Source organism: Micromonospora sp. NPDC005710, from assembly GCF_040630995.1.
GTDB lineage: Bacteria > Actinomycetota > Actinomycetes > Mycobacteriales > Micromonosporaceae > Micromonospora.
This window is the reverse complement of record NZ_JBEXYP010000016.1, coordinates 128,144-153,898: the sequence shown is the minus strand read 5'-3', so window position 1 is coordinate 153,898 and position 25,755 is coordinate 128,144. Positions and strand designations below refer to the sequence as shown.

General features: G+C 72.5%; 22 protein-coding genes. 10 read left to right on the top strand and 12 right to left on the bottom strand.

All coding sequences use genetic code 11. From position 1 onward, the window contains the following. Nucleotides 1–175 precede the first annotated feature (175 nt). The 3 genes from ABZ406_RS22120 (at nt 176) to ABZ406_RS22110 (ending at nt 3,373) form a co-directional block, all read left to right on the top strand. Nucleotides 176–1,642, top strand: coding sequence for an MFS transporter (locus tag ABZ406_RS22120; protein WP_357764588.1), 1,467 nt, complete (start codon nt 176–178; stop codon nt 1,640–1,642). A 97-nt stretch (nt 1,643–1,739) separates the two neighbouring features. Further along, entirely contained in the window at nt 1,740–2,717 is a 978-nt protein-coding gene (locus ABZ406_RS22115) for an SEC-C metal-binding domain-containing protein (protein ID WP_357764585.1), read from the top strand. 200 nt (nt 2,718–2,917) lie between these two features. Next, on the top strand, nt 2,918–3,373 hold the full coding sequence (locus ABZ406_RS22110; RefSeq protein ID WP_357764582.1) for a nitroreductase family deazaflavin-dependent oxidoreductase: 456 nt from the start codon (nt 2,918–2,920) through the stop codon (nt 3,371–3,373). A gap of 228 nt (nt 3,374–3,601) precedes the next feature. Here the strand turns inward: ABZ406_RS22110 and ABZ406_RS22105 are convergent, their stop codons facing one another. From ABZ406_RS22105 to ABZ406_RS22090, 4 genes are all read right to left on the bottom strand, one after another. After that, nucleotides 3,602–3,865: a DUF6244 family protein gene (locus ABZ406_RS22105; RefSeq protein WP_030489032.1), complete on the bottom strand. Its 264-nt coding sequence runs from the start codon at nt 3,863–3,865 to the stop codon at nt 3,602–3,604. 277 nt (nt 3,866–4,142) lie between these two features. Further along, a complete protein-coding gene (locus ABZ406_RS22100) occupies nt 4,143–4,361 on the bottom strand; it encodes a winged helix-turn-helix domain-containing protein (RefSeq protein WP_357764579.1) in 219 nt (72 codons plus the stop codon). Nucleotides 4,362–4,377: 16 nt separating this feature from the next. Then, nucleotides 4,378–4,587, bottom strand: coding sequence for a winged helix-turn-helix domain-containing protein (locus ABZ406_RS22095; RefSeq protein ID WP_357764668.1), 210 nt, complete (start codon nt 4,585–4,587; stop codon nt 4,378–4,380). Nucleotides 4,588–4,673: 86 nt separating this feature from the next. Beyond that, nucleotides 4,674–4,814, bottom strand: a complete 141-nt coding sequence (locus tag ABZ406_RS22090; RefSeq protein ID WP_357764670.1) for a hypothetical protein — start codon at nt 4,812–4,814, stop codon at nt 4,674–4,676. Between ABZ406_RS22090 and ABZ406_RS22085 the strand changes: the two genes are divergently transcribed. The 4 genes from ABZ406_RS22085 to ABZ406_RS22070 all read left to right on the top strand — a co-directional run bounded on the left by ABZ406_RS22085 (nt 4,767) and on the right by ABZ406_RS22070 (nt 6,675). Then, entirely contained in the window at nt 4,767–4,922 is a 156-nt protein-coding gene (locus tag ABZ406_RS22085) for a hypothetical protein (protein ID WP_354977473.1), read from the top strand. The genes ABZ406_RS22090 and ABZ406_RS22085 overlap by 48 nt on opposite strands. A gap of 43 nt (nt 4,923–4,965) precedes the next feature. Next, on the top strand, nt 4,966–5,517 hold the full coding sequence (locus ABZ406_RS22080) for a hypothetical protein (protein ID WP_357764577.1): 552 nt from the start codon (nt 4,966–4,968) through the stop codon (nt 5,515–5,517). Beyond that, nucleotides 5,511–5,897: a hypothetical protein gene (locus ABZ406_RS22075; protein ID WP_357764575.1), complete on the top strand. Its 387-nt coding sequence runs from the start codon at nt 5,511–5,513 to the stop codon at nt 5,895–5,897. The genes ABZ406_RS22080 and ABZ406_RS22075 overlap by 7 nt, the downstream gene beginning before the upstream one ends. A gap of 220 nt (nt 5,898–6,117) precedes the next feature. Further along, on the top strand, nt 6,118–6,675 hold the full coding sequence (locus ABZ406_RS22070) for a hypothetical protein (RefSeq protein WP_357764572.1): 558 nt from the start codon (nt 6,118–6,120) through the stop codon (nt 6,673–6,675). Between the two features lie 31 nt (nt 6,676–6,706). On the opposite strand, the gene ABZ406_RS22065 is transcribed toward ABZ406_RS22070, so the two are convergent. From ABZ406_RS22065 to ABZ406_RS22055, 3 genes are all read right to left on the bottom strand, one after another. Then, nucleotides 6,707–7,510 (bottom strand): hypothetical protein, encoded by an 804-nt coding sequence (locus tag ABZ406_RS22065; RefSeq protein WP_357764569.1) that lies wholly within the window; start codon nt 7,508–7,510, stop codon nt 6,707–6,709. Continuing rightward, complete coding sequence (locus tag ABZ406_RS22060; protein ID WP_357764566.1) at nt 7,507–10,038, bottom strand: FtsK/SpoIIIE domain-containing protein; 2,532 nt, start codon at nt 10,036–10,038, stop codon at nt 7,507–7,509. The genes ABZ406_RS22065 and ABZ406_RS22060 overlap by 4 nt, the downstream gene beginning before the upstream one ends. 97 nt (nt 10,039–10,135) lie before the next feature. Further along, nucleotides 10,136–12,829, bottom strand: coding sequence for a hypothetical protein (locus ABZ406_RS22055; RefSeq protein WP_357764564.1), 2,694 nt, complete (start codon nt 12,827–12,829; stop codon nt 10,136–10,138). A gap of 144 nt (nt 12,830–12,973) precedes the next feature. Between ABZ406_RS22055 and ABZ406_RS22050 the strand changes: the two genes are divergently transcribed. Continuing rightward, a complete protein-coding gene (locus ABZ406_RS22050) occupies nt 12,974–14,506 on the top strand; it encodes a M1 family metallopeptidase (RefSeq protein WP_357764561.1) in 1,533 nt (510 codons plus the stop codon). A gap of 142 nt (nt 14,507–14,648) precedes the next feature. On the opposite strand, the gene ABZ406_RS22045 is transcribed toward ABZ406_RS22050, so the two are convergent. The 3 genes from ABZ406_RS22045 to gltB all read right to left on the bottom strand — a co-directional run bounded on the left by ABZ406_RS22045 (nt 14,649) and on the right by gltB (nt 21,602). After that, nucleotides 14,649–15,170 (bottom strand): hypothetical protein, encoded by a 522-nt coding sequence (locus ABZ406_RS22045; RefSeq protein WP_357764558.1) that lies wholly within the window; start codon nt 15,168–15,170, stop codon nt 14,649–14,651. 191 nt (nt 15,171–15,361) lie between these two features. After that, on the bottom strand, nt 15,362–16,897 hold the full coding sequence (locus tag ABZ406_RS22040; RefSeq protein WP_357764555.1) for a glutamate synthase subunit beta: 1,536 nt from the start codon (nt 16,895–16,897) through the stop codon (nt 15,362–15,364). After that, entirely contained in the window at nt 16,890–21,602 is a 4,713-nt protein-coding gene (gene gltB / locus ABZ406_RS22035; RefSeq protein WP_357764552.1) for a glutamate synthase large subunit, read from the bottom strand. The genes ABZ406_RS22040 and gltB overlap by 8 nt, the downstream gene beginning before the upstream one ends. Before the next feature lie 144 nt (nt 21,603–21,746). Between gltB and ABZ406_RS22030 the strand changes: the two genes are divergently transcribed. After that, nucleotides 21,747–22,592 (top strand): GNAT family N-acetyltransferase, encoded by an 846-nt coding sequence (locus ABZ406_RS22030; RefSeq protein WP_357764549.1) that lies wholly within the window; start codon nt 21,747–21,749, stop codon nt 22,590–22,592. Between the two features lie 18 nt (nt 22,593–22,610). Here ABZ406_RS22030 and ABZ406_RS22025 read toward each other — a convergent pair whose 3' ends face one another. Next, nucleotides 22,611–23,798, bottom strand: coding sequence for an NAD(P)/FAD-dependent oxidoreductase (locus tag ABZ406_RS22025; protein ID WP_357764546.1), 1,188 nt, complete (start codon nt 23,796–23,798; stop codon nt 22,611–22,613). A gap of 15 nt (nt 23,799–23,813) precedes the next feature. Next, the gene (gene lgt, locus ABZ406_RS22020; RefSeq protein ID WP_357764543.1) at nt 23,814–24,998 is read right to left on the bottom strand and encodes a prolipoprotein diacylglyceryl transferase; all 1,185 of its coding nucleotides are present in this window, start codon (nt 24,996–24,998) and stop codon (nt 23,814–23,816) included. A 102-nt stretch (nt 24,999–25,100) separates the two neighbouring features. On the opposite strand from lgt, the gene ABZ406_RS22015 reads away from it, so the two are divergent. Beyond that, nucleotides 25,101–25,640 carry an NUDIX domain-containing protein gene (locus ABZ406_RS22015; protein ID WP_357764540.1) on the top strand — a complete coding sequence of 180 codons (540 nt, stop codon included), beginning with the start codon at nt 25,101–25,103 and terminating at the stop codon, nt 25,638–25,640. Nucleotides 25,641–25,755 lie beyond the last annotated feature (115 nt).

Sequence of the window (25,755 nt, the reverse complement as noted above, 5' to 3'; positions counted from 1 at the left end):
CTAGCTTAGTGGAGGCACCCCTCCGGAATCCCGGAGGCCTGCCTCCGGTTAGCTTACCTCGGGACCCGCCCGATCGCCGCCTGGCCACCGCGATCGCCCGGACCCGACAAACCACCCGTCACAGACGACGGACGACACGCACTCCATCCCGTACGTAATCAGGGAGTTTCCTCTCGTGGCAGTGACCTCCCGACGCAGCTCGCGTCGGCTCACCTTCACCGTGCTCGCGGCCGGCGCCGGGTTCTTCGCGATGCTCCAGTCGCTGATCACCCCGGTGCTGCCGACCATCCAACAGGACCTGCACACCTCCCAGAACACAGTGACCTGGGTCCTGACCGCCTACCTGCTCAGCGCGTCGATCTTCACACCGATCCTCGGACGCGTCGGCGACATGGTCGGCAAGGAGCGGATGCTCGTCGTCTCGCTCGCCGCCCTCGCCCTCGGCTGCCTGCTGGCCGCCATCGCGCCGACCATCGGCGTGCTCATCCTCGCCCGGGTCGTGCAGGGCATCGGCGGAGCCGTCTTCCCGCTGTCCTTCGGCATCATCCGCGACGAGTTCCCCGCCGCGCGGGTCTCCACCGCCGTGGCCGCCATCTCGGCGATCGTCGCCGTCGGCGGTGGCCTGGGCATCGTGCTGGCCGGGCCGATCGTCAGCACGCTCGACTACCGCTGGCTGTTCTGGATCCCGATGATCGTGGTCGGGCTGACCGCAGTGGCCGCGCACCTGTTCGTGCCCGAGTCGCCGGTCCGCACCCCCGGCCGGATCGACTGGCGCGCCACTCTGCTGCTCTCCGGCTGGCTCGTCGCACTGCTGCTGCCGATCAGCCAGGGCGCCACCTGGGGCTGGACCTCCACCCGGGTGCTCGGCCTGCTGGCGCTCGCCGTCGTACTGCTGGTCGGCTGGCTCGTCACCGAACTGCGGTCGAGCAACCCACTCATCGACATGCGGATGATGCGCCTGCCCGGCGTGTGGACCACCAACCTGGTCGCCCTGCTCTACGGCGCGTCGATGTTCTCCGTGTACGCGTTCCTCCCGCAGTTCCTGCAGACCCCGACCGCCGCCGGCTACGGCTTCGGCGCCAGCATCAGCCAGGCCGGCCTGCTCATGCTCCCGATGGTCAGCGCGATGTTCGTCGCCGGCATCATCGCCGGGCGACTCCAGGCCGTCTTCAGCGCCAAGGCGCAACTGGCCACCGGTGCCACGTTCAACGTGGCCGCCTCCGCGATGCTCGCCACCGCACACGACACCCGCTGGGAGGTCGCCGTCGCCGGTGGCCTGGTCGGCCTCGGGATCGGCCTGGCCTTCGCGTCGATGGCCAACCTGATCGTCGCCAGCGTGCCCGCCAGCCAGACCGGCGTCGCGACCGGTATGAACGCCAACATCCGCACCATCGGCGGCGCGATCGGCGCCGCAGTGGTCAGCGGCGTGATCACCGCGAACCCACAGGCCAACGGAATGCCCCGGGAGGCCGGCTTCACGATGGGGTTTCTCGTCCTCACCGCGATCGCCCTCGCCGCCGCGCTCGCGGCCCTCGCCGTCCCGTCCGCCCGGCGGGCGTCGGCCGGTCGCCGGCCGCCCGCCGCGACGATCGTCGAGTCGGAACTAGCCGGCGAGTTCGCCACCATGCCGGCGACCCGCTGAGGTGTCGTGTCGCGGCCCGGGCGGTTCGCCGCCCGGGCCGCGACGCGTTCCGGAGTACGCTGACCGCTCCCCGTCCGTCGTTCCTCAGGATGCGCCAATGCCCGAGTTGCTGACCTCCGACCGCATCGACGAGATCGGAATCATGGGCCCCGTCAGCCCCGACCCGGCCGCGTTCGTCGCCGAACTGGTCGGCGCCGTCGACGATGGCCGGGTCGCCGACCCCGACGACACCGGGTACGCCCTGCTGGTCGCCGCGGACATCCTGGAACAAGCCGGCGACCGGGCCGACGCGCTCGCCCTGGCAACCCGCGCCATCGCCGAACAGCCTGACGACAACGCGTACCCCCGGGCGGTGCGCGGCGGCCTGCTGCTGCGCCTCGACCGCTCCGACGAGGGCATGGCCGAACTGACCGCCCTGCGCCCACTGCTGGAGACCGACCCGGCGGCGGTTTACCTGGTCGACGAGCTGGCCGAGTCCGGCCGCACCGACACGGCGGTGGAGTGGCTCACCGGGGCGCTGGACGCCATCCTGGAACGGACCCGCACCCAGCAGCACGCGTCCGAGGATGCCCAGGACGAGGCCGCCGCCATGATTTACGGCCTGGCCCAGCGGCGGCACGACCTGCGCGAGGAGCAGGGCCTACCCCACGACGAGTACGACAACCTCGCCGACCGATTGCGCGCCGCGAGCACCCACGCGCTCGACGCCCTCGACGACGGCCCGGCCACACTGCTGTTCTGGCCGCAGGCCGAATTCGACGCCCTGCTGGAGCGCTGGCCGGCGCTCGCCGACAGCTACCCGCCCACCTGGGACGAGTACCGCGCCAACCTCGAACGCACGTTCGTCGAAGCCTCCGGGATGGGCGGCGTCGATCTGGGCGTCGTCGCCGGCACCGTCGACGGCCTGGCGGCCTTCGCCGGTGCCGACCCCATCGACGAGGAAACACTCGACGAGTACGCCGACAGCCTCGACGAAACCGGCGTGACCGCCTGGCCGCCCGGCCGCAACGACACCTGCTGGTGCGGCTCCGGCGCCAAGTACAAGAAGTGCTGCCTGCCGCGCTCGCGCGGCTGACCCTCCCTCGCCGGCTTGCTCCCGCAGCCCCGGGAGGTCATGTCCCTTTAGAGCCTGATGCCTGTGAGTCATCACGATGACCCACAGACATCACGTTCGCCCAAAACCGCCGGCACCCTCTTCAGGGGCGGCCACCGCTTAAGCCCCGCGTATGATCGACACCCCACCCGACCGTCCGGCTCGACGTTGGAGGCGATGGCGTGACCACACATGAGCAGAACGAGACTGTCGAGGACAGCCCGGTCGGCTGGGTCGCCAGCCACATCGAGCGTTACGTGCGCACCGACGGCGCCGACGGGGGCACCTTCCACGGCGTACCCTCGCTGCTGCTCACCACCCGCGGACGCCGATCGGGAACGCTACGCCGCACGGCCCTGATGTACGGGCGCGACGGCGACAACCACGTGCTGGTGGCGTCCAACGGCGGCTCGGCCAAGCACCCCGCCTGGTACCTCAACCTGACCGCCGACCCGACGGTGGAGATCCAGGTCGGCGCGGAGCGGATCACCGGTCGGGCCCGGACCGCGACCGGCGAGGAACGCGTCCGGTTGTGGCCGGTGATGACGAAGGTCTTCCCGACGTACGCCCGCTACGCGAAGGGGACCAACCGCGAGATCCCGGTCATCGTCATCGAACGCGTACCCGCCACCGATTGACTCCACGTCACCCGCTGAACGCAAAAGAACCTCCAAGAGCGACGGCCTCGGGGCTAACGCGCTCTCGGCGCGTTGGACGCGGCGCCTCAGCAGCACTCTGATCTCGGTACGCAGGGGACAGACCGCTGGCGCTGGGCACAGCGGCTGTTGCCTGGCTTGGCACTGCGGGTCGCAAGGTGACACTGACTGGCGCGGGTGGTTGGTGGATTGCGCTGCCACCACCCATGGTCAGTTTCCCAGCGCTCGGACCTTGGCGATCGTCTCCTGCACGTGCTGCTTGGCCGGGTCACCGCCCTGAGAGGCCTGTGCGAGCGCCTGGCGGTACGAGTCGATCATGCCAACCAGCGGGCCGGCGGCCACACCCTCCAGCGCGCCGGCGACGAGTGCCCGCGCCTCGGCGGCGTCCTGTGCTGCCGCTGCCGTCTTGGCCTTCGCCTCGTCCAGCTTCTGCGACGCCGCCGCCAACCTCGCGATGATCTGTGCTGCGCTCACGCGCGCCTCCCCGTGGTCGACCATCGCCTCCACCACCGCACTGGCAGAGACCACATGGGAGCGTACGAGATTCGCGTACCCAGCGCGACCGCCCGCTCGCTCCCGCGTCACCTCAGGGGCAGAGATTCCCAAGCGAGCGCCCCCGACAACTTGGCCTCCGGGACCTCGATCGCACTGAAGGAGACGCAGATCTTGGACAATTTCCGTTATGAGCTAACGGAAAGTGTCCAAGATCTGGAGCGGCGCGGGACCGAGAGCGTCGGGGGCGGTCGGACGCTCAGCGTTCGGCCACGAAGACGCCGACGCCACCCACGCCTTCAACCAAGCCCTCGATCTTGAGCGCGTTGATGGCCTGACGAACGACGATGGCCGAGACGTCATGCTCACGGCACAGCTCGGCGGTCGAGGGCAGCTTGTCACCTGGCGCAAGTTCGCCGGACTTGATCTGAGCGCGGATGCCGTCGGCGATCAGCGCCCACTTCGCTTTGGCGGGCATCGGGGCCGTCGGACCTTCAGCGCTCGGCGACGAACACGCCGAGTCCGTGAACGCCCTGCACCCAGCCCTGCGTTTGAAGAACCAGGATGGCTTGCCGAACCACTGTCGTCGAAATGCCGTGCTGGGCCTTGAGCTGCACCGTGGAGGGTAACTGATCCCCCGGCGCAAGCTCCCCTGACTCGATCTGGCCCCGGATGTGGTCCGCGAGCCCGTTCCCATCGCGCAGGAAGCGCCCGGTCGGTCGGTCCCCCCTTTCGGCCGGGCGTGCCGGGGTGTGCCCGCACGCCGCCCCGACGCAAGAGCCGTGAACAGCTAGGAGACGACCCGACGGGAGCCCCGATGCCCGATCGACCCGATGAATCCCCCACCGACCCACCAGCACCGGCTGAGCAACTCCATCGCCTTGTGTCCGATCAGGACGTCGAGGACGCCGACGATGTCCTCTTCGCCCATCCACCCCGGGTGGTACGGCGCTGGCTCTGCGAGTGCGGCGTCGACTATCCCTGCGCGGATGTGCGTTTTGCATTGCTGGTCAAGTCCAGTGCCGAGGCGGGCGAATGACCACCGACGCCGTGGACGACCTGCGGATCGGGCCGGTGGGCAGTTGCACGGGGCAGGGCCGTCCGGCCGGCGGCTGCCCTGGCAGGACGCGGTCACGGAGTGCTGGCAGGCGTTGAGCCTGGTCTACGCCGGCTTGGCCGCCGATCGGAAGTCACCGGGAGGCTCGGCTGGGGCACTGCTCGCTGGCCTGCGCGCTGCTCGGGTCGACGCTGACCGGGCTGCCGTACTGGCCGCCCGTGTCCGCTGGCGGCTGGGCGCGACCGAGGACCGGCTGCGGCGTACCCGGGAAGTGGCGGACGGGGTAGCGGCCCGGCACTTCGCGGCGGCGTTCACCCGGTTGGACCTGGTCGTCGCCCGGCTCGCGGTCGGCGGTTGCCGGATCGAGCGCTCGGTGGCGGCGCTGACCGGACAGCCGGTGGCGCCGCCTGCGCCGCCCCGGCCCATCAGCCACGCCGACCGCGACAGGGCCAGCGACGCCGAGGTGATCGCTCATGGTTGCCGAGCGGCGAGCGCTCTGGTGACCAGGCGGCATCGACTGACCGGGCGACACCCGTACAGGAGAGCACTCGCGATGATCAGGGGGCGACGATGGTGAGCGATCCGCACGCGGCGCTGCGCGGCCTGCTCGCCGGTGCGCTGTTGGTGGCGGTACGGCGGCGGTTCATCGCGGGGCAGGACCGGGCGCCGGTGATCCGGTTCGTCGCGTCCGCTCGGGAACGCTACGACGCGACCGGGAGCGACGTCGACCCGGTGCTGGCCGAGGCGTTGGTGTGGGAGGCGCTCGGTGAGCGTCCGCCCGTGCCCCACGATATGGCGGCAATCGTCGCGCGGACGGTGCTGCTGCTCGGCCTCCTCGAAGACGAAGGTCTCACCGACCGCGAACTCGACGAGATCCTGGTGGCCGCCGCCGACAACACGACGCACGGCGGGGATCGCCACCGGGTAGGCGCATCGGTGGAGTCCGACCGGGAGTGATCCGGCCCACGATCGACACGAGATTGCGGAGATCGGGGTGTCCCGCTGGCGCGGACACCCCGACTTCAAGGAAACCGAGTGGATCATGCCCGCCGGCGGACCGCGCACCCCGCGCCCCTGGTGGAACGACCAGCCACAGACGGGCAACGCCACGCTCGGGGCCGCGCCGGAGCGCGGAGCCTCCTAGACTCGGCGGCAGTTGACTGAGGGGTGACGTGGCGTGACGGCGCAGAAGACAGAAACGACGTCGGCCGGTCGTGGTCGCCGGGCTCGCGTCGTCGGGTTGTCCGGCGGTCTCCTCGGGCTGCTCGCCCTCCTGCTCGTCGTCTCCGTCGCAACAGGTGACGGGCAGAGCATCCTCGGCAGCCTGACGTCATCGTCGTCCGCACCTGCCGCCCCCGGGCCGGTCCCCGAAACTCGGCCGCCGCTCGACGGCACCTGTATCGCCAGGACCAAGGGCAAGGAGGCGATGGCGTACTTCCAGCAGGACATTCCCGAGGGCCGTTGGGGGGCACCGGTGCGCGGCACCGCCTCGGCGGCGAGTGAGCCGTTCGTGCTGTGGCTCTTCGACGATCGGTGTGAGCCGCAGCGGGCTGTCGAGGTGCCGGCGCGAACAAGTCGCACGTTCAAGGCCCAACTGGGTCAGGTCTGGTACTACGCCGAAGCGTCGGCTGGGCGCCCCGTCGACGGTTGCACCTGCCGCGTCTTCAGCCCTTCGGCCAGCGGCGCCGAGCAGAGGTTCAGCGACGCCGGCAGCATCACCTACCACCTGGTCTAGCCGGTCGACCCCGAGCCGGCCGACGGCACGGTCACCGCAGGCCGCGCACCATCAGCAGGTACGCGCAGTAGGCCATCGGCACCAGCAGGAAGCAGATCAGGAACCCGAGCGGCAGGTATCGCGGCGGTGTGCCGGCAACCATGGCGGGCCGCCCCCACCGGCCCAGCACCAGGTACCCACCGAAGAACGCCACCGCCGGCAACCCCGCGCAGATCCACGCGCCGAGGGTGAACCCGTCGACCATGCCGACCCCGGAGGCGAGCACCAGGATCAGCACGAGCACCCCGGCGACGGCCCCGCACCCGGCGTACACGGCGACCGCCCGGGCCAGCGGTGACCACGTCGGCAGCAGCGCGGGCCGCTGGGCCAGCATCTCCGCCTGCTGCCCGTGCCGGTCGGCCTCGTCGGCCATCCGCCGGGCCAGCTCCAACTCCACCACCGGGTCGGCCGCCGCCGCTCGCTGCGCGGGCACCCCGCCGCCCGCCGGGCTCACCGCCGTCGGCAGCGCCAGCCGCGCCTCCCCCGCCGGCAACCGGGGGTACGCCCCGACCCCCGCCCGCCCTGGCACGCCGGCTGCGCCGGCATGCTCCCCGTCCCCAGATTCGGCTGCGGTGGGAGGGGGCGCCGGAGCAGGAGCTGGCTGGTCGATGCCGATGGCCCGGCCGAGCTGGTCGAGGCGCTGCCCCTGGGCGTTCAGCCGCTGCTGGAGGTAGTCGACGGCGGCGTGCAGGTCGCGACGGCGCGCGGACTCGGCGGCGGCGTGTTGTTCCCCGGCCCGGTGCTGTGCGGAGAGTTGTCGGGCCAGCGCCGCGTACTCCTCGAAGGACACTGTCACCGCTCCCCGTCCGGCTCGTGCCCGTCGCCGACGAACGGAACGATCAGCCGGGTGCGCTGGTCGTGCCTGTCGATCAGCAGCGCCCGGTCGGGGCGGGGCGTGTAGGTCAGGTCGTGTGCTCCGAGGTGCAGGGCCAGCTCGGCGCCGGGCACGTTGAGCGCGACCAGGCAGGCGACGTCGTCGCGGTTCTGGGTGCCGCCGAGGTCGTCGGCGAGCCGGCGCAGCCCCCGCCACCAGCCGAGCAGGTGCACACCCTGCCCGGGGCCCTGGCGCAGGACGGTTCGCAGGTCGTCCAGGCCGGAGCGGAACGTGCCGGGGTCGGTGGCTCCGAGGACGGGCGCGGCGGCGTCCATGCCGAACACCACGAGGTATTCGCGGCCGGTGGGCTCGGCGGCCAACGCGGCGATGCGGTCGCGCAGCCCGGCCGCGTCGAGGCGTTGCACCGGGTGGCCGGCGGCCCGGAGCAGCGTCTCGGTGTCGTCGGCGACCGGGTCGGCGACGGTGACCAGACAGGCCAACTGGAACCTAACGTCACCGGGGGTGTGCTGGCGGGCCAGGCTGAGCGTCGCGGCGCGCAGCACGTCCGCGCCGGTCGGTGCGGTGCCCACCACGGCGAGGTGGCGGCCGGGGGTGGTGTCCATCAGGAACAGTGCTGTGGTGCCGTGCACGTCGACGGTCCGGCCGACGAGGGCCATCGGGCGTCGACCACCGGGGCGCAACCCGGCGAACGTGGCGTCGTCCTCGATCCGCGCGGCCTCGTACCCCTTGAAGACCGCCGGGGCCCGCGAGCCCGGCGGACGGGCCTGCCACAGGTCGTGGCGTAACGCGGCGACGTCCGACGCCGCCGAGTGCGCGTCCGGGAAGCGCAGCACGGTGTCGGCGCCGACCGCGCCGGCGGCGGTGTTGACCACGGCCGAGCCGATCGGCAGGGCCGCGGCGGTGTCGTTGAGCTGGTCGAGCACCCCACCGCCGCCGGGCAGGGCCACCCGCAGGGCGAACTGCCCGAAGATCGCCTCGGCCCGCCCGTAGAGGGCTTCGATGCCGGTCATGCTCTGGCTGGCCAGCACCAGGTGGATGCCGTACGAGCGGCCCTTGCGGGCCAACTCCTCCAGCAGGTCGACGGACTCGCGGGCCAACGCGTCGTTGCCGGCGAGCAGCACGTGGAACTCGTCGACGACAGTCACGATGCGCGGCAGCGGATTGTCGGGGGGCAGGTCGGCGAGCTTGGTGACGCCGTGCCGTTTGAGTGCGGTGGCCCGGCGCTGCGCTTCGCGGCGCAGCTCGCGCAGGACGGCGAGACCGTACTCGCGGTCGGACTCGATGCCGACGGCTCGGGCGTGCGGCAGCCAGGACGGGTCCCGACCGGTGGGCACGAACTCGGTGAAGCTCACGCCCTCCTTGAAGTCGAGCAGGTAAAGCTGCAACTCGGCCGGCGAGTAGCGGGCGGCCAGCCCGTAGAGGACGTCGAGTAGGAAGACCGTCTTGCCGGCGCCGGTGCGCCCGCCGACCAGCCAGTGCGGGGTGGCGTCGTCGAAGGCCAGCGTCAGCGCGGTGCCTCCGGCCCGGCCGATCACCGTCCGCAGGCCGTTGCCGGAGGACTCGGCCCAGCGCCGTTCGGGCAGCAGGTCGGTGAAGGGCAACTCGTCGGCGCGACGGGTGGCGGTGCCGAGGTGCTCGGCGAGGGCGCGTACCGAGGCGGGCGGCGGGTCGCCGTCGAGCAGGACGGGTGCGGCGAGCCCGCTGCCGTCGGCGCTGAACGGGGCGCCGGGCGGGTCACCGACGTGCGCGTACCCCTGGTTGAGCCGTACCGCTGTGGTGCCGCCGAGCGGCGGCGCGGTCTCGCCGGGCAGCCGGGACGGGTGACCGGCGAGCAGCACGCACACGGCGGCGGCCGGGCCGGCGTGGGTGAGCGCCGCGAGCCGGGCCAGCTCGCGCGGCGGCGGCGCGGCGGTGGCGACCACCACCAGCAGCCGACGGGCGCCGGGCTGACCGTGTTGCGCGGCCCGGGCATGCTGCTCGGCGGCGTCCACCAGCGCGGCCACCTCTGCCTCGCTGGTGGCCGGCGGGCCGAGCACCCCGGCGTCGAGCAGTGGGCGCAACGGGCCGAAGGTGGCGCCGAGCGCGGCGGTGTCGATGCCGGCGACGCGGACCTGACCGGGCGGCGCGGTGGCTACCAGCCGCAGCACCAGCGCCCGGAGCAACCCGGCGACCTGCGGGTCACGGGCGTCGGCGTCCACCGCGAGATGGTGGCCCCCGCCGAGCGGAACCAGCACCGGAAAGGTGCCGTCCGCTGTGGACGCCTCGCCGATCCGCACCGCGGCCGGCTCGTCAGTCAGCGGTGTGGCGCCCGGGGCGGGGGTGGCCAGGGTGGCACCGAGGCGGGCGAGGCGGGTCACCAGGTCGTCGGCGCCGGTCGGCGCGACAGTGGCCGGTGCCGCCCCCAGGACGCCGCGGGCAGTGTCCAGATGCGCCCGAGCGGCCCGGTGAGAGTTGACCGCCTGCCCGAACGCCGACGCGAGCCTGCCCACCCTCTGCCCCCAACGCCACGGCCGCCTGGTCCCAGGAACCCTAACGGACACCGGCGGCACCCGGACAGTCCTGCGAGGACGTGTCACGCCGGACCGGTCAGGCGGGGCCGCACACCGCCGGCCCAGACGCGTCGGCAGCGCCGCAACGAAACACTTCCACCGGCGCCCTCGCCACGTCGGGCACCTGCTCCACCCGCATCAGAGCCAGCCGCTTGTCGACCGGCTCCCCCGAGTCGGGAGTGAACCGGATCAGCCCGGCCACCCCCGGGTAACCCTGGCCGGCGTTCTGCCGCAGCACCTCGGCGTGCACGCCCACCGGGTTCACCGACTCCGGCTCCCAGCGTTGCCGGGGATCGGCGTGGTGCAGCCGGGCGGCGAGGCTCTCCACCGCCCGGACCAGCATCATCGACGCGTCGTAGGCGAGGCTCACCCGTTCGCCGACCTGCTCCTCGGAGCCCGGCCGGCAGCGCGGCGGGTCGAGCAGGTCGTCGGCCTGGATCCAGGACAGGAAGCTGGCCCGCGTGTCGTCGCGCCGGTCCTGGGCGGCACGCAGCGCCGCGCAGGTGGCCAGGGCCGCCTTGGAGACGTACGTGACGGGCAGGTTGCCGGGCGCGGCGGCGCGCAACCCCGGGTTGGCCATGTACCGGTTGGCCGAGTCGTCGGCGACGAGGTGTCGGGGCGGGTTGCCGCCGCACTCGCGCAGCGCCCGCAGGAAACCGTCGAACTCCGACCACCGGCCCGCGTAGAAGAGCAGGCCGGGGTAGCCGCACTCGTCGGTCAACCGCTGCCCGGTGCCCCACTTGTCGAGGCGGGTGATCCGGCTGCCGAACCGCTGTCGGAGCCCGTCGACGAGCGTGCCCACGTAGAGGTCCTCGGTGAGCGTGCTGCCCTCCAACGTCGTGTAGAAGACGTGCGCCTCGTCGACCTTCAGCACCTGCGTGGCGTACGCGTCGACGAGCTTCACCTGGTCTTTGTTCGGCGCGGAGATCTGCAGGTAGAGGCGGGAGTTGGCGTCCATCTTGTCGGCGGAGAGGGTGGGTGCCAGCACCGGCAGGCCCACCCGGTTCAGCTCGCGCAGCGCACGGGCGGTGCTGCTCCGGCTCTCCACCAACCCGACCACCCCGAGCACCGTGGGGTCGTCCCGGGCCAGCTCGGCGAGCATCGCCACGGCCCGGTCGGCGTAGATCATCTGCCGGCCGCCGTTGGCCACCACGATGCGCAGCAGCGCCGCGCCGTCGGCGCCGGCCGACTCCTTCAGCAACGCGTACTGGGCGGTGGCCATCCCTTCCAGCTCCTCGCGCTCGGAGACGTACGACTCCTCGTCGGCGCGGGTCCGGTTGCCGGTGAGGGTGCCGAGGTAGACCAGGGTGAGGAAGGGCCGTCGCCGGTCGCTGCGCTGCCACACCTCCTCGGCGGCAGGGTTCTGCGCGAAGATGCGCTCCTGGACGGTGCGCAGCCGGTCCTGGCCGGGGTCGTTGTTGAACACCTGTGCGGCGCTGTCGCTGTAGCCGACACACTCGCCACTGGCGGCCACCTCGACCGACACCTGGCCGGTGAGAGTGGGATGACAGCCCGGCCCCCACCGGCTGGCCACCCACACGCCGAGCGCCGCCACCAGCACCAGGCAGAGCGCCGCCGGCAGGAAGCGCCGCGACCACCACGGCGGGTCGGGCGCGGAGAACGGCCGCAGCCCTCCCCGCGACGGCGGGCCGGTGTCGGTCTCGTCGGGGCGCAACGCCACCAGCCAGGTGGCCGGGCGGCGCAGCCGCCGCATCTCCGGAAGCGCACCGGCCCACTCGTCGTACGCCTCGTCGGCCTCCGTCAACGGGTGCGGTTCGGGCAGGTCCGGTGGGGGTTGCCCACCGGACGCGACGATCAGCAGCGGGTCGTTGCGGCCGGTCTCGGTGCGGACGTCGCCGATCAGGCGGACCAGTTCACCGCCGACGTTGCCGGGGGCGACGTGGTCGACGAGCAGCGCCGGGTACGCCGTGCGCCGCCAGTCCGACGGACGCCACGGCCGACGCCGGTACGCCTGCCGCAGGTCCTCCAGGAACGCGTGCAGCAGCAGCTTGTTGACCTGGTCGGGTTGTTCCCCGTCGCGCCAGCCAGCGGTGAGGCGCTCGGCGAAGCCGAGGAAGGTGACCGACTGCCGGGGCGCCAGGTACTGCTGGCGCATGAACCAGTTGTAGTGCCGCCCGAGCACCGGCACCCGACCGGAAACGGCAGCGCGGAAGACCACCCCCGGCACGGCGCGACGGACCAGCCAGAGCAGCACCTGCGAGACGATGCTGACCGCATCGCCGCCGGAGGGCAACGCCTCCGGCGTCCGCGGGCCCTTGCGGTCACGCAGCCGGCGGACCAGGGCGGCACGGCTGTCGTCGGCGTCGACGCCCGGGCTGAGGCTCTGCTGCATCAGCCAGTCGGCGAGCGGGTAGTGCCGGAAGCGCAGTCGGGCGGCGCCGAACGCCTCCAGGGAGAGCTGCCTGTGCAGTTCGCGCAGCAGCGCCGGCACGTCCCCGGCGCCGGGCGGCACGTCGGCGTCGAGCACGGCGTGCGGAACGCGCCGCCGGAGGCCCTGGCCGAGGAACCGGCGCAGCGGCACCATCAGATCCGCTGTGTCGGAGCGGACCAGCCACAGCAGTGGCAGCCGGCGGTCACCGCGACGAGGTCGCCGCAGCAGCCGGGCGAGCAGAGCGAAGAATTCCAACCCACCGGCAGGCAGCCGCTCCCGGCCTGCGGTCGACTGCCGTTGGCCGATCAGCTCCCGACTGGGCAACTCCGAGCGCCGCACGCGTCACCTCCGATCAACACAGTGTGAACTTGCGGCGCAAGGCGCGCCAGGGCTGACGTCCGACCACGGGTGTGGCGGGTCGGCGACGTTCACACTTGTCGATTAGGTTGGCGTGGCGAACACCCGATGGAGGGAGTCCACCCCGTGCGACGAGTCCTCACGGCGGCCACCACCGCCCTGACCCTCACCACCGCCGGCACCATGCTCGCCGGCACCCCCGGCCAGGCCGCCCCGACGGCCTGGGGCCGTCCGGTCGTCTCCGCCGCGCCGCAACCCGGCGCGCCCGGACTGGGCGACAGTTACTTCCCCGACTATGGCAACGGCGGCTACGACGTCGAGCACTACGACGTCCGGCTGCGCTACGAACCGGCCACCGACCTGCTCACCGGCACCACCACCATTCTCGCCACCGCCACTGCGGACCTTTCGACGTTCAATCTGGACTTCCTGCTCGACGTGGAGTCGGTCCGGGTCAACGGCTGGGCGGCGACCAGCAGCACCGCGGGGGCGCACGAGGTGGTGGTCACCCCGTCCCGCACGGTGACGAAGGGCCAGCAGCTCACCATCGTCGTGCGCTACTCGGGCGTTCCGTCGGAGGCCCTGGTCAACGGTTACACCGGCTGGACGCGTACCGACGACGGCGCCCTCGCCGTCAACGAGCCCGAGTCGGCGTGGTGGTGGTTCCCGAGCAACGACCACCCGTTGGACAAGGCCACCTACGACATCTCGGTGTCGGTGCCCACCGGCGTCGAGGTGATCAGCAACGGCGTGCAGCCGAGGCCGCCGCTGGCCGAGGCCGGCAACCGCACCCGGTGGATCTGGCGGACCACCTCTCCCACCGCCACCTACCTGGCGTTCATGGCCATCGGCCAGTACGACATCGTCACCGACACCAGCCCGAGCGGTCAGCCGGTGATCAACGCGTACAGCACCTCTCTGGGAGCCCTCGGGCCGGCCGCGCGGGCCAGCATCGAGCGGACCGCGGAGATCATCGACTGGGAGAGCGGGATCTTCGGCCCGTACCCCTTCGAGGCGCAGGGCGGTGTGGCCGGGCCGGTCGACGGCATCGGCTTCGCACTGGAGACGCAGACCCGACCGGTGTACGCGGCGGGTTTCTGGCGACGCGGCGCCAACACGTACGTGGTGGCGCACGAGCTGGCCCACCAGTGGTTCGGCGACTCGGTCTCGGTGGCCGACTGGCGCAACATCTGGCTCAACGAGGGCTTCGCCTCGTACGCGGAGTGGCTCTGGTCGGAGGAGCAGGGCGAGGGCACCGCACAGGAGGTCTTCGACTTCACCTACGCCAGCTACCCGGCCGACGACGGGTTCTGGCAGGTGCTTCCCGGTGACCCGGGCGCCGCGCGGGTCTTCGACAACGCCGTCTACGACCGGGGCGCGATGACCCTGCACCAGCTCCGGCTGGCCGTCGGCGACGACGCGTTCTTCGAGATCCTGCCGACCTGGACCGCCGAGCACCGCCACGGCAACGGCACCATCGAGCAGTTCCAGGCCCTGGCCGAACGGATCTCGGGGCTGGACCTGGACGAGCTGTTCACCACCTGGCTGTTCACCGCCGGTCGACCCGACGTGGCGAGCGCCGCCCGCAAGGCCGCCCCGCCGGCCGAGCCCAAATCCTGGGCCAAGATCCGCGACGCTCACCAGTTGATGTCGCACTAGGACCCAATGCAAAATCGCACGTCGATCATGGAGTCGTGGTGCCCCACATATCGGGCGAAAATCAAGATTCTGCCCACCACGACTCCATGATCGACGGGGCAGGGGTGAAGCACCCTCGTCCGGTGAGGCAGGCGGCAGGTGTCTACGGGGTTGAGGCCGGCCCGGCGCCGGTCGCCTCAACCGTGCTCGCTTCGATGGCGCGGATGTGCCGGTACGCGAACCAGAGCGGTGGAAACGCCCCGACCGCGAAGGACAGGTCGACGAGCGTCCAGAACCAGGGGATGTCCCGGATCGGGCCACAGATCAGCGCCAGCGGAACGATGCCCGCGCAGGCGATCATGCCGACTTGCACCACCCAGACATTGCGCACCGGGTCACGCAGCGGCCCCCAGAACGCCACCGCCAGCACCAGGTGGGCGAAGGCCAGCCAGTCGGTGCCGTAGAGCAGGAACGGGTAGTCCTCGCCGGCCGTCACGAGCCCGGTGTGCACCCGCTCGATCCAGGCGACGAGCGCCGGCAGTTGGCCGGCGAGGGGGTCCAGTGCGCGCAGCAGCCAGCGCACCTCGATCTCCAGCGGAAACGCTGTGACACCGCTCAGGAAGAGCCCGATCAGCACGATCCACAGCCATCGGCGAGTTCGTCGTAGGCGCTCCTCGATCTCCATGATCGCAGCGTAACGATGATCTTCGTGGCGCCCTGTCCCGGAAGCGGTCCACCGCTGGTGACGGCTGTCTCAGCGGTTCGCCACCGGCCCGCCGGTCAACTCGGTCCAGGGCGACGGTGAGCGGCTTCAGCAGCGGGAGTGCCCGGTCGGTGCGGCAGCGGCAACTGCCGCACCGACCGGACGCCCGCGACTCAGCGAGCGGCGAGAGCCTGCGCGGTCGGGCCGACCGGGGCCGGCAACGCACCAACGCCGCCCAGATAGCCGTGGATGGCGGCGGCGGCGGCCCGCCCCTCCGCGATGGCCCAGACGATCAGCGAGGCGCCCCGGTGCATGTCGCCGGCCACGAACACCCCGTCGGCCTCGGTCTGCCAGCCGTCGTTCGCGTCGATGGCGCCCCGAGGGTTGCGGGCCACGCCGAACTGGGCCAGCAGCGGCTGCTGCTCGGTGCCCTCGAAACCGATCGCCAGCAGCACCAGGTCGGCCGGCAGCTCCCGCTCGGAACCCGGCACCAAGGTGACGACCCGCCGACCGTCGCGCTTCTTCACTGTCACCTCGGCGATCCGCACCGCCCGCACCTGGCCGGTGCCGTCGTCCACGAACTCCTGCACCGCCACCGCGAAGACCCGCTCGCCACCCTCCTCGTGCGCCGGATAGCTGCGCAGCACCCACGGCCAGGTCGGCCACGGATCCCGTGCCTCGTCGCGCTCCTGCGGCGGCTGCGGGTACAGGTCGAGCTGGTGCACGCCAGCGGGCCCCTGGCGGTGCGCGACGCCGAGACAGTCGGCCGCCGTGTCACCACCACCGATGATCACCACGTGTTTGCCGGCCGCGTCGATCGGAGTGCCGTCCGGCATCACCGCCGGGGCCAGCCGACGCTCACCGGTGGCCACCACGCCGGCCTGGTCGGTGGGCGCTGTCGCGACCGCGCGATTCGCCGCGACCAGGTGCGCCATCGCCTGGTGTACGCCCCGAAGCTCCCGCCCGGGAGTCTCCGGGGTGTCCCGGCCCTGCAACGCCCCAGCGGCGAGCAACACCGCGTCGTGCTCGGCGCGCAGCTGCTCGGCGGTGACGTCCACCCCGACGTTCACACCGGTGCGGAAGCGCACCCCCTCGGCGGTGAGCTGGGCCAACCGGGCATCGATGTGCCGCTTCTCCAACTTGAAGTCGGGGATGCCGTACCGGAGCAGACCACCGATCGCGTCGTCGCGTTCGTACACGGTCACCGCGTGACCGGCGCGGGCCAACTGCTGGGCGGCGGCGAGACCGGCGGGCCCGGAACCGATGACGGCGACCGACCGGCCCGACGGCGCCGGCACCGGGCGGGGAGTGAACCCCCGCGCCGCGGCGGCGTCGGCGATCTCCACCTCGACCTGCTTGATGGTCACCGGTTGACCGCCGGAGATGCCGAGCACGCAGGCCGCCTCGCAGGGCGCCGGGCACAGCCGGCCGGTGAACTCCGGGAAGTTGTTGGTGGCGTGCAGCGACTCCACCGCGGCGTCCCAGTTGCCGGTCCGCACCAGGTCGTTCCAGTCCGGGATGCGGTTGCCCAGCGGACAACCGTCGTGGCAGAACGGGATGCCGCAGTCCATGCATCGGGTGGCCTGCTCACGGACCAGTTCCTCGCCGGCCGGCGGGTACACCTCCCGCCAGTCGCTGATCCGCACCGGCACCGGGCGGCGGGCCGGCAGGCGCCGGTCGTAGCGCAGGAAACCGTTCGGGTCAGGCACGTGCCACCTCCTGGGCAGCCACCCGCGGGGCGGGCGGCACCGGCATCGCCGGCACAGCCGGCGCGGTCAGTTCTTTCATGACCGCGTCGTCGACGTCGCGGCCGGCTGCTTCGGCGGCCCGCATGATCTCCAACACCCGGCGGTAGTCGCGCGGGATCACCGCGGTGAACTCGGCCACCGCCTCCGGCCACCGCTTGAGCAGCTCCTCGGCGACCGCCGACCCGGTCTCCGCCACGTGCCGTTGGACCAGCTCGTGCAGGTACGACTGCTCCTGCTCGCCCAGCGGCACCAGGTCGACCAGCTCCGCGTTGACCCGGGCCCGGTCCAGGTGGTGCACGAACGCCGTGCCACCTGACATGCCGGCCGCGAAGTTCCGGCCGGTAGCACCGAGGACCACCACAGTGCCGCCGGTCATGTACTCGCAGCCGTGGTCGCCGACGCCCTCGACAACGGCGATCGCGCCCGAGTTGCGGACCGCGAACCGCTCCCCCACCCGGCCACGCAGGAAGACCTCGCCCGCCGTGGCCCCGTACAGGATGGTGTTGCCGGCGATGATCTGATCCTCGGCCCGCTGGCCCGGCGCGGCGTCCGGGTCGAGGAACGGCGCCGCCGCGTCCGGACGAACGATGAGCCGGCCCCCGGAGAGGCCCTTGCCCACGTAGTCGTTGGCGTCGCCGTGCAGGCGCAGGGTCACCCCGCGCGGCAGGAACGCGCCGAACGACTGCCCCGCCGTGCCGTGCAGCACGAACTCCACAGTGTCCTCGGGAAGGCCGGCACCACCGAAGCGACGGGTCACCTCACCGCCCAGCATCGCGCCGACGCTGCGGTGCTCGTTGCGCACCGCCACCTCGACGCGCACCGGCGCCCCGCCCTCCAGGGCCGGACCGGCCAGCGCGATCAGCTCGTTGTCGAGCGCCTGGTCCAGGCCGTGATCCTGGGCGCGGACCCCGCGTCGGGCCGCACCAGCGGGCAGCTCCGGCAGGTGCAGGACGGGCGCCAGGTCCAACCCGTGCGCCTTCCAGTGCGTCAGCGCCGGGGCCACGTCGAGCAGCTCGGACTGCCCGATCGCCTCCTCGATGGACCGGAAACCCAACTCGGCCAGGTAACCCCGGACCTCCTCGGCGAGGAAGAGGAAGAAGTTCTCCACGAACTCCGGCTTGCCGCTGAAGCGTTCCCGCAGCACCGGGTTCTGGGTGGCGATGCCGACCGGGCAGGTGTCCAGGTGGCAGACGCGCATCATCACGCAGCCCTCGACGATCAGCGGCGCCGTCGCGAAACCGAACTCCTCCGCGCCGAGCAGCGCCGCGACGAGCACGTCCCGGCCGGTCTTGAGCTGGCCGTCGACCTGCACCGTGACCCGGTCGCGCAGCTTGTTGAGCAGCAGCGTCTGCTGCGCCTCGGCCAGCCCCAACTCCCACGGGGTGCCGGCGTGCTTGAGCGAGTTCATCGGGGAGGCGCCGGTGCCGCCGTCGTGGCCGGAGATCAGGATGACGTCCGCCTTGAGCTTCGCCACCCCGGCGGCGACGGTGCCGACACCCACCTCGCTGACCAGCTTGACGTGCACCCGGGCCGCCGGGTTGACGCACTTCAGGTCGTGCACCAACTGGGCGAGGTCCTCGATGGAGTAGATGTCGTGGTGCGGCGGCGGGGAGATCAGACCCACGCCGGGGGTGGCGTGCCGGGTCCGGGCGATCCACGGCCAGACCTTGTTGCCGGGCAGTTGACCGCCCTCACCCGGCTTGGCACCCTGAGCCATCTTGATCTGGAGGTCGTCGGCGTTGACCAGATATTCGCTCGTCACACCGAACCGGCCGCTGGCGATCTGCTTGACCGCCGACCGACGGGCCGGGTCGTGCAGCCGCTCGACGTCCTCGCCGCCCTCACCGGTGTTGGACTTGCCGCCGAGCCGGTTCATGGCGATGGCGAGCGTCTCGTGCGCCTCGGCCGAGATCGACCCGTACGACATGGCACCGGTGGCGAACCGCTTGACGATCTCGGTGGCCGGCTCGACCTCCTCGATCGGCACCGCCGGACGGACCCCGGTGCGCAGTGTGAACAACCCGCGCAGCGAGCCGGCCTGCGCGGCCAACGCGTCGACCTTCGCGGTGTACTGCCGGAAGACGTCGTACTGCCGGGTGCGGGTGGCGTGTTGCAGCAGGAAGACCGTCTCCGGGTTGAACAGGTGCAGCTCACCCTCGCGGCGCCACTGGTATTCCCCACCGACCTCCAACCGGTCGGAGACGGCGGTGCCGGCCGGAGGCCAGGCCAACGCGTGCCGGGCGGCCACCTCGGCGTGCACGCCCGCGAGGCCCACCCCGCCGATGCGGCTGGGGGTGCCCCGGAAGTAGCGCTGCACCAGCCGGGTGTCCAGGCCGACCGCCTCGAAGACCTGCGCCCCGCAGTACGAGGAGACAGTCGAGATGCCCATCTTGGACATGATCTTCAGGACGCCCTTGCCGAGCGCCTTCGCGTAGTTGCGCACCGCTGCGGCGGGTTCCACCCCGGCCAACCTGCCGGTGGCGATCATGTCCTCCACCGACTCGAACGCCAGGTACGGGTTGACCGCCGCCGCGCCGTAGCCGATCAGCACCGCCGCGTGGTGCACCTCCCGGCAGTCGCCGGACTCGACGATCAGCGCCGCCTGCGTACGCGTCTGCTCACGCACCAGGTGCTGGTGCACGGCCGCGGTGAGCAGCAGCGACGGGATTGGTGCCAGGTCGGCGTTGGAGTCCCGGTCGGAGAGCACCAGGATGCGTACGCCGTCCTCGATCGCCTCGGAGACGTGCCGGCAGATCTCGGTCAGACGCGCCTTGATCCCGGCGGCCCCCTCCCGGATCCGGTACAGCCCGGAGACCCGGACCGCCTTGAAACCGGGCAGGTCGCCGTCCTCGTCGATGGAGAGGATCTTTGCCAGCTCGTCGTTGTCGATGATCGGGTGCGGAAGCACGATCTGCCGGCAACTCGCGGCACCCGGGTCGAGCAGGTTGCCCTCCGGCCCGATCGTCGACGCCAGGCTGGTCACCAACTCCTCGCGGATCGCGTCCAGCGGCGGGTTGGTGACCTGGGCGAAAAGCTGGTGGAAGTAGTCGTAGAGCAGCCGCGGCCGGGTGGACAGCGGCGCGATCGGGGTGTCCGTACCCATCGAACCGAGGGGCTCCGCACCGCTACGTGCCATCGGCCCGAGCAGGATCTTCAGCTCCTCCTCGGTGTAACCGAAGGTCTGCTGCCGGCGGCGCACCGAGTCGTGCGTGTAGACGGTGTGCTCGCGGGCCGGCAGGTCGTTCAACTCGATCAGCCCGGCGTGCAACCACTCGCCGTACGGCTGGGCGGCCGCCAACTCGGACTTGATCTGCTCGTCGTGCACGATCCGCCCAGCCACGGTGTCGACCAGGAACATCCGGCCCGGCTGGAGACGCCCCTTGGCGACCACGTGCGCCGGGTCCAGGTCGAGCACGCCCGCCTCGGAGCCGAGCACCACGAGCCCGTCGTCGGTCTGCCACCAGCGACCCGGACGCAGCCCGTTGCGGTCCAGCACCGCGCCGACGATGTCGCCGTCGGTGAAGGCCACCGACGCCGGACCGTCCCACGGCTCCATCAGGCTGGCGTGGAAGCGGTAGAAGGCACGCTTGGCCGGGTCCATCCCCGGGTCGTTCTCCCACGCCTCGGGGATCATCATGAGCACCGCGTGCGGCAGGCTCCGCCCGGCCAGGTGCAGCAACTCCAGAACCTCGTCGAAGTTCGCCGAGTCGGAGGCGGCGGGGGTGCACACCGGGAAGACCCGCCGGATGTTGCCGGGCACGTTCGGCGAGCGCAGGAGCGCCTCGCGCGCCTGCATCCAGTTGCGGTTGCCCCGGATCGTGTTGATCTCGCCGTTGTGGGCGATGAACCGGTACGGGTGCGCCAGCGGCCAGGACGGGAAGGTGTTCGTGGAGAAACGGGAGTGCACCAACGCGATGGCGCTGTCCACCCGCTCGTCGCGCAGGTCCGGGTAGAACGCCGGCAACTGGTCGGGCGTGAGCATGCCCTTGTAGACAATGGTGCGGCTGGACAGCGACGGGAAGTACGCCGGGACACCCCGCTCGGCGGTCTCCCGTTCAGCCTGCTTGCGCAGGCAGAACGCCACCCGGTCCAGTTCGATGCCGCGCAGCGGGGAACCGGCCGGCCCGTCGGGCGCGTCGGTGAGGCGGTGCGCGGCCAGGAAGAGCTGCCGGACCCGGGGCATCGCCGCCAGGGCGGTCTCGCCAAGGTCACTGGGGTCGATCGGCACGTCCCGCCAGCCGAGCAGGTCGGCGCCCTCGACAAGCGCGTACTTCTCCACCACCCGGCGAGCACGTGCCTCGGCGGCGTCGTCGTCGGGAAGGAAGACCAGCCCGGTGGCGTACTCGCCGGCCGGGGGAAGCGCGACGTCGGCCACCGCGCGCAGGAACGCGTCGGGGATCTGGATCATGATGCCGGCGCCGTCGCCGGTGTTCGGCTCCGCGCCACGGGCGCCCCGGTGGTCCAGCCGACAGAGCGCGCCGAGCCCGTTGGCGACGACCGAGTGTGAACGCCGGCCGTGCAGGTCCGCCACGAACGCCACGCCACAGGCGTCGCGCTCCTGCGCCGGGTCGTAGAGGCCCTGGGCGGACGGACGGGCGTGGGGCGTCGGGGACGCCTGTGGGCTGTGCGGGTGCTGCTGTTCTGTGTCCGCGTACGGCTGAGCCACCGGGCCTCCTGTCGTCACTCAGGTTGGATCATGGTGGGGACGACGTCGGCCCGTGGGTCTATTGAGTCTACGTTAGGGCCGGGGCCACACGGCCACCCGAGATTGATCACACCGTCCACTGGCTGGGACGTGTAGTCTCGCGCGGTGGATCCGCGAAACAAGGACATCTTCGACCGGTTGGAACGCTTCTACGACGCGGTGCCCCGCGACGTCGCCGGAGCGGAGGATCATGGCGGGTTGGTGCTGTTCGTCCGCGAAGCCGCCGGCTGGCCGTTCTACGCCCGCCCCCGGATCGACGCCACCGAACCGCCGTCGCTGGCCGACGTGACAGCGGTCCGCGAGCGCCAGCGCAAGCTGGGCCTGCCGGAAGCCTTCGAGTGGGTGCACGAGACGACCCCCGAGCTGCTGGCGGTGGCCCGCTCGGCAGGGCTGAGCGTGCTGGAGGCGCCGCTCATGGTCCTCGATCCGACCGCACTGCCCGACCCGGCGACGCTCTCCGACGCGGCGGTGCGGGTGCTGGCGGCGGACTACCCAGGCTTCGCCGCCGACGTCGCCGCCCGGCGCGCGGTGGCAGCGGTCTCGTTCGCCGCCGCCGGCACCGCCCCCGGTGACGCCGGCCCGGCCGAACGTGACGCCGCCGTCACCGAACTCGAACTGACCGCGCTCGACGAGGAGCGTGCCCGGATCGCCGACGGCCGACGGATCTCCGCACTCGCCGGCACGCCGGCCGAGGGCGCGCTGGCCAGCGGCATGGCGATGCGCGTGGACGACGTTGCGGAAATCGCCGGGGTGGCCACCCTGCCGTCCGCCCGGCGACGCGGGCTGGGCGCCGCGCTCACCGCCACCCTGGCCCGGGAACTCCTCGCCGCCGGCACCGAACTGGTCTTCCTCTCCGCCGGCAGCGAGGAGATCGCGCGGGTCTACCTGCGCGTCGGCTTCCGCCGGATCGGCACCGCCTGCATCGCCGAACCCGCCGCCCTCATCCCCTGACCCGCCCGGCGACCCAGGTCAGGTCGGCGGACGCCACTGGGCGGCGGTGGCGACGGCGCTGGACAGCAGCCGTGAGTTGATAGTGCCCAGGGCGGCGTCCCGCGCGCGCAGCGCCAACCGGCCGCGGGTCTGGAGCACCGCCGACATCCGCCGGGTCTGCCGGACCACAGTCGCGGCCCGGGGGCGGCGCACCCGGTCGTACGCCTGGACGGCGTCGGGCAGCCGGGCCTCCCGCAGCAGCGACGCGAGCGTGGCGGCGTCCTCGAACGCGAGGCAGGCGCCCTGCCCGAGGTGCGGCGGCATGGCGTGCGCCGCGTCGCCGAGCAGCACCACCCCACCGGGCCCGACCGGGAAGCCGTACGACCGGGGCAGCGGACGCAGCTCGCGAACCTCCTGTTGGACCAGGTCAGCCGGGTCGGTGGCGTCGAGCAGCGCGCCGACCGGCGCGGGCCAGCCCGCGTACCACCGGCGCAGCAGGGCGAGCTGGGTCTCCGGTGGCTCCGGGCGGGGCGCACCGGCGGCGGTGGCCACCCAGTAGATGCCGCCCCGGGTGGACCCGCCCGAGGAACCGCGCTCGCCCAGCGACGCCGCCACGAACCGGTAACCCGCGCCGAGGATCTCGCCGGCCACCGGCTGATCGTCGGGGAGGCGGGGTGCCTGGTACCAGGGGATGACCGCCCGCCAGGCGGCGCACCCGGAGCTGACCACCCGGGACTCGGGCGCGAGTTGGCGGCGGATGCCGCTGTCCGTGCCGTCGGCGGCGACCACCAGGTCGGCTTCGATGGTCTGCCGCCCGTCGTTGACCCCCGGCCGCTCGCCCGGCTCGATGCGGACGTGGCGCACTGTCACCCCGGTCCGCAGTTCGACCCGCTCGCCGAGGCCGGCGATCAGCGCGTCGTGCAGGTCCTCCCGGTGCACCACCACCGGCATCCGGTCGGCCGGGATGGGCCGGGGCTGCACGAGCCAGTGCCCGTCCGGGCGACGGACCCCACCGTCGGGCAGCGGGGTGGCGATGGCGGCCAGGCCGGCGCCGAGGCCGAGGGCCTGGAGCGCACGGACGCCGTTGGGCCAGAGCACCACGGCGGTCGGCTCGGGGCGCACCCGTTCGGCGCGTTCCAACACTGTGACCTGCCAGCCGGAACGGGCCAGCGCGCCGGCCACCGCGAGGCCACCGACCCCTGCGCCGACCACCACCGCGCTTCGCATCGGTGCCGCCCCCGCTCAGCTGTCCCGGTCGGCGGGACGCGCGCCGGTGGCTTCGGCCCGGTCGGTGCGGGACGACGGATCGTCCGCCGGCTCGTCGTCGCTCGACGCGAGGTCGGCCGGCGTCGCGTCCGTGGCCAGATCGTCACCGGCCGGACGGCCGTCGTCGTCGGTGTCCGGCTCCGGCGGTACGACGCCGGTGTCCTGCCAGGCGGCGTACTGCTCCTCGCTCACCACCCGGTAGCCCTCCGGCGCGGCGGCCCGCGCGGGGGTCTCCCGCTCGGAGAGGTCGACCTGCGACAGGTCGGACGCGGGAGGCGGGGTCGTCGCCCCCGCCGGGCCGAGCGGGATCAGGTAGTCCCGGGGGCCGCGCACCCGGACGAAGTAGATCAGGGCGCCGAGGAAGACCAGCGCGGCCGTCCAGACGTTGAGCCGGACGCCGAGGATCTGGTTGGCCTCGTCGGTGCGCATCAACTCGATCCAGAACCGGCCGACCGTGTAACCCATCACGTAGAGCGCGAACGCCCGGCCCCGGCCCAGCTTGAGCCGGCGGTCGACGAGGACGACCAGAGCCACCACGCCGAGGTTCCACAGCGCCTCGTAGAGGAAGGTGGGCTGGTAGAGACCCGGTTCGAGGATCGGCTGCCCGGCGTCGTCGCGCAGCGCGTGCCCGGGATTGTCCGGGTCCATCCGATGGATCTCCAGGCCCCACGGCAGTGTGGTCCGGCCACCGAAGAGCTCGTTGTTGAACCAGTTGCCGACCCGGCCGACCGCCTGGGCCAGCGGCAGCCCGGGGGCCAGCGCGTCGGCCACCACGCCGAACGGAATGCCGAGCTGTCGGGCCGCGATCCAGGCGCCGACCGCGCCACCGGCGACCGCGCCCCAGATGCCGAGACCGCCCTCCCAGATGGCGAACGCCTTCATCGGGTCCCCGCCGGCGCCGAAGTACTTTTCCGGTGAGGTGATCACGTGGTAGATCCGGGCGCCGATGATGCCGGCGGGCACCGCCCAGACGGCGATGTCGAGCACCGCGCCGGGCGCGACGCCGCGCTGCCGCAGCCGGCGCTCCGTCACCCAGCAGGCCAGCACGATGCCGGCGATGATGCAGAGCGCGTAGGCCCGGATCGGCACCGGCCCGAGCTGCCAGACCGCGGTGCTGGGGCTCGGCAGGGCCGCCTGGGGGGAGAGCGAGGCGAGGGTCACGGGTGCACACGCTACCGCTGCACACCCCCGCAGCGGCACCCCGGGCCGCTGCTGCGCGCATCCCGGTGACTTCTGGTTTGCACCGCCGTAGGCTCTTTGTCCATGAGCGCGCTCACCTGGGCGGTCGCCGCGGTCGTCACCGACGACACCGGTCGGGTGCTGCTCTGCCGGCAGGGCCGGGGTGCGCGTCGCTACGCGTTGCCCGGCGGGCGGCTGCGCCCGACCGAGAGCCCGGTGCAGGCTGCCCTGCGGGACATCCGCGCGGAGACCGGCTGGGACATCGAGCTGATCGACCTGGTCGGCGTCTATCACCTGACCGGGCCCACGGGGGTGACAGCGGCCGGACGCGCCGGACCGCTGCCGGACGTCCTCGTGCACGTGTTTCGGGCCCGCGCGGCCGACAACAGCCCGACCGGCGACCCACTGCCGGGTTGCCGGTTGTCCTGGCACTCCCCCGACGCGCTGCCCGACGCGGTCACCCCACTCACCCTGGCCGCCGTCACCGACGCGCTCGCCGGTCTCTCAGGAGTCCTCCGCGACGCCCGCCACACGCCCGGCGCGGCTCGCGCTCGGTGGGCCGGCGCGGGGCAGCCACCGGAACAACGCGGCGAAGCAGCGGCGGGCCCGCCGCTGCGACAGTGAGCACGCCGGCGCAGTCCGGCGAACGGCCGGCCAGGCGCACATCCTGCGGCACCGGTCCGCCCTCGACCGGCAGCCAGCAGTGCGACGCCGCCCGCCAACGGCCAGCCGGCGGCCC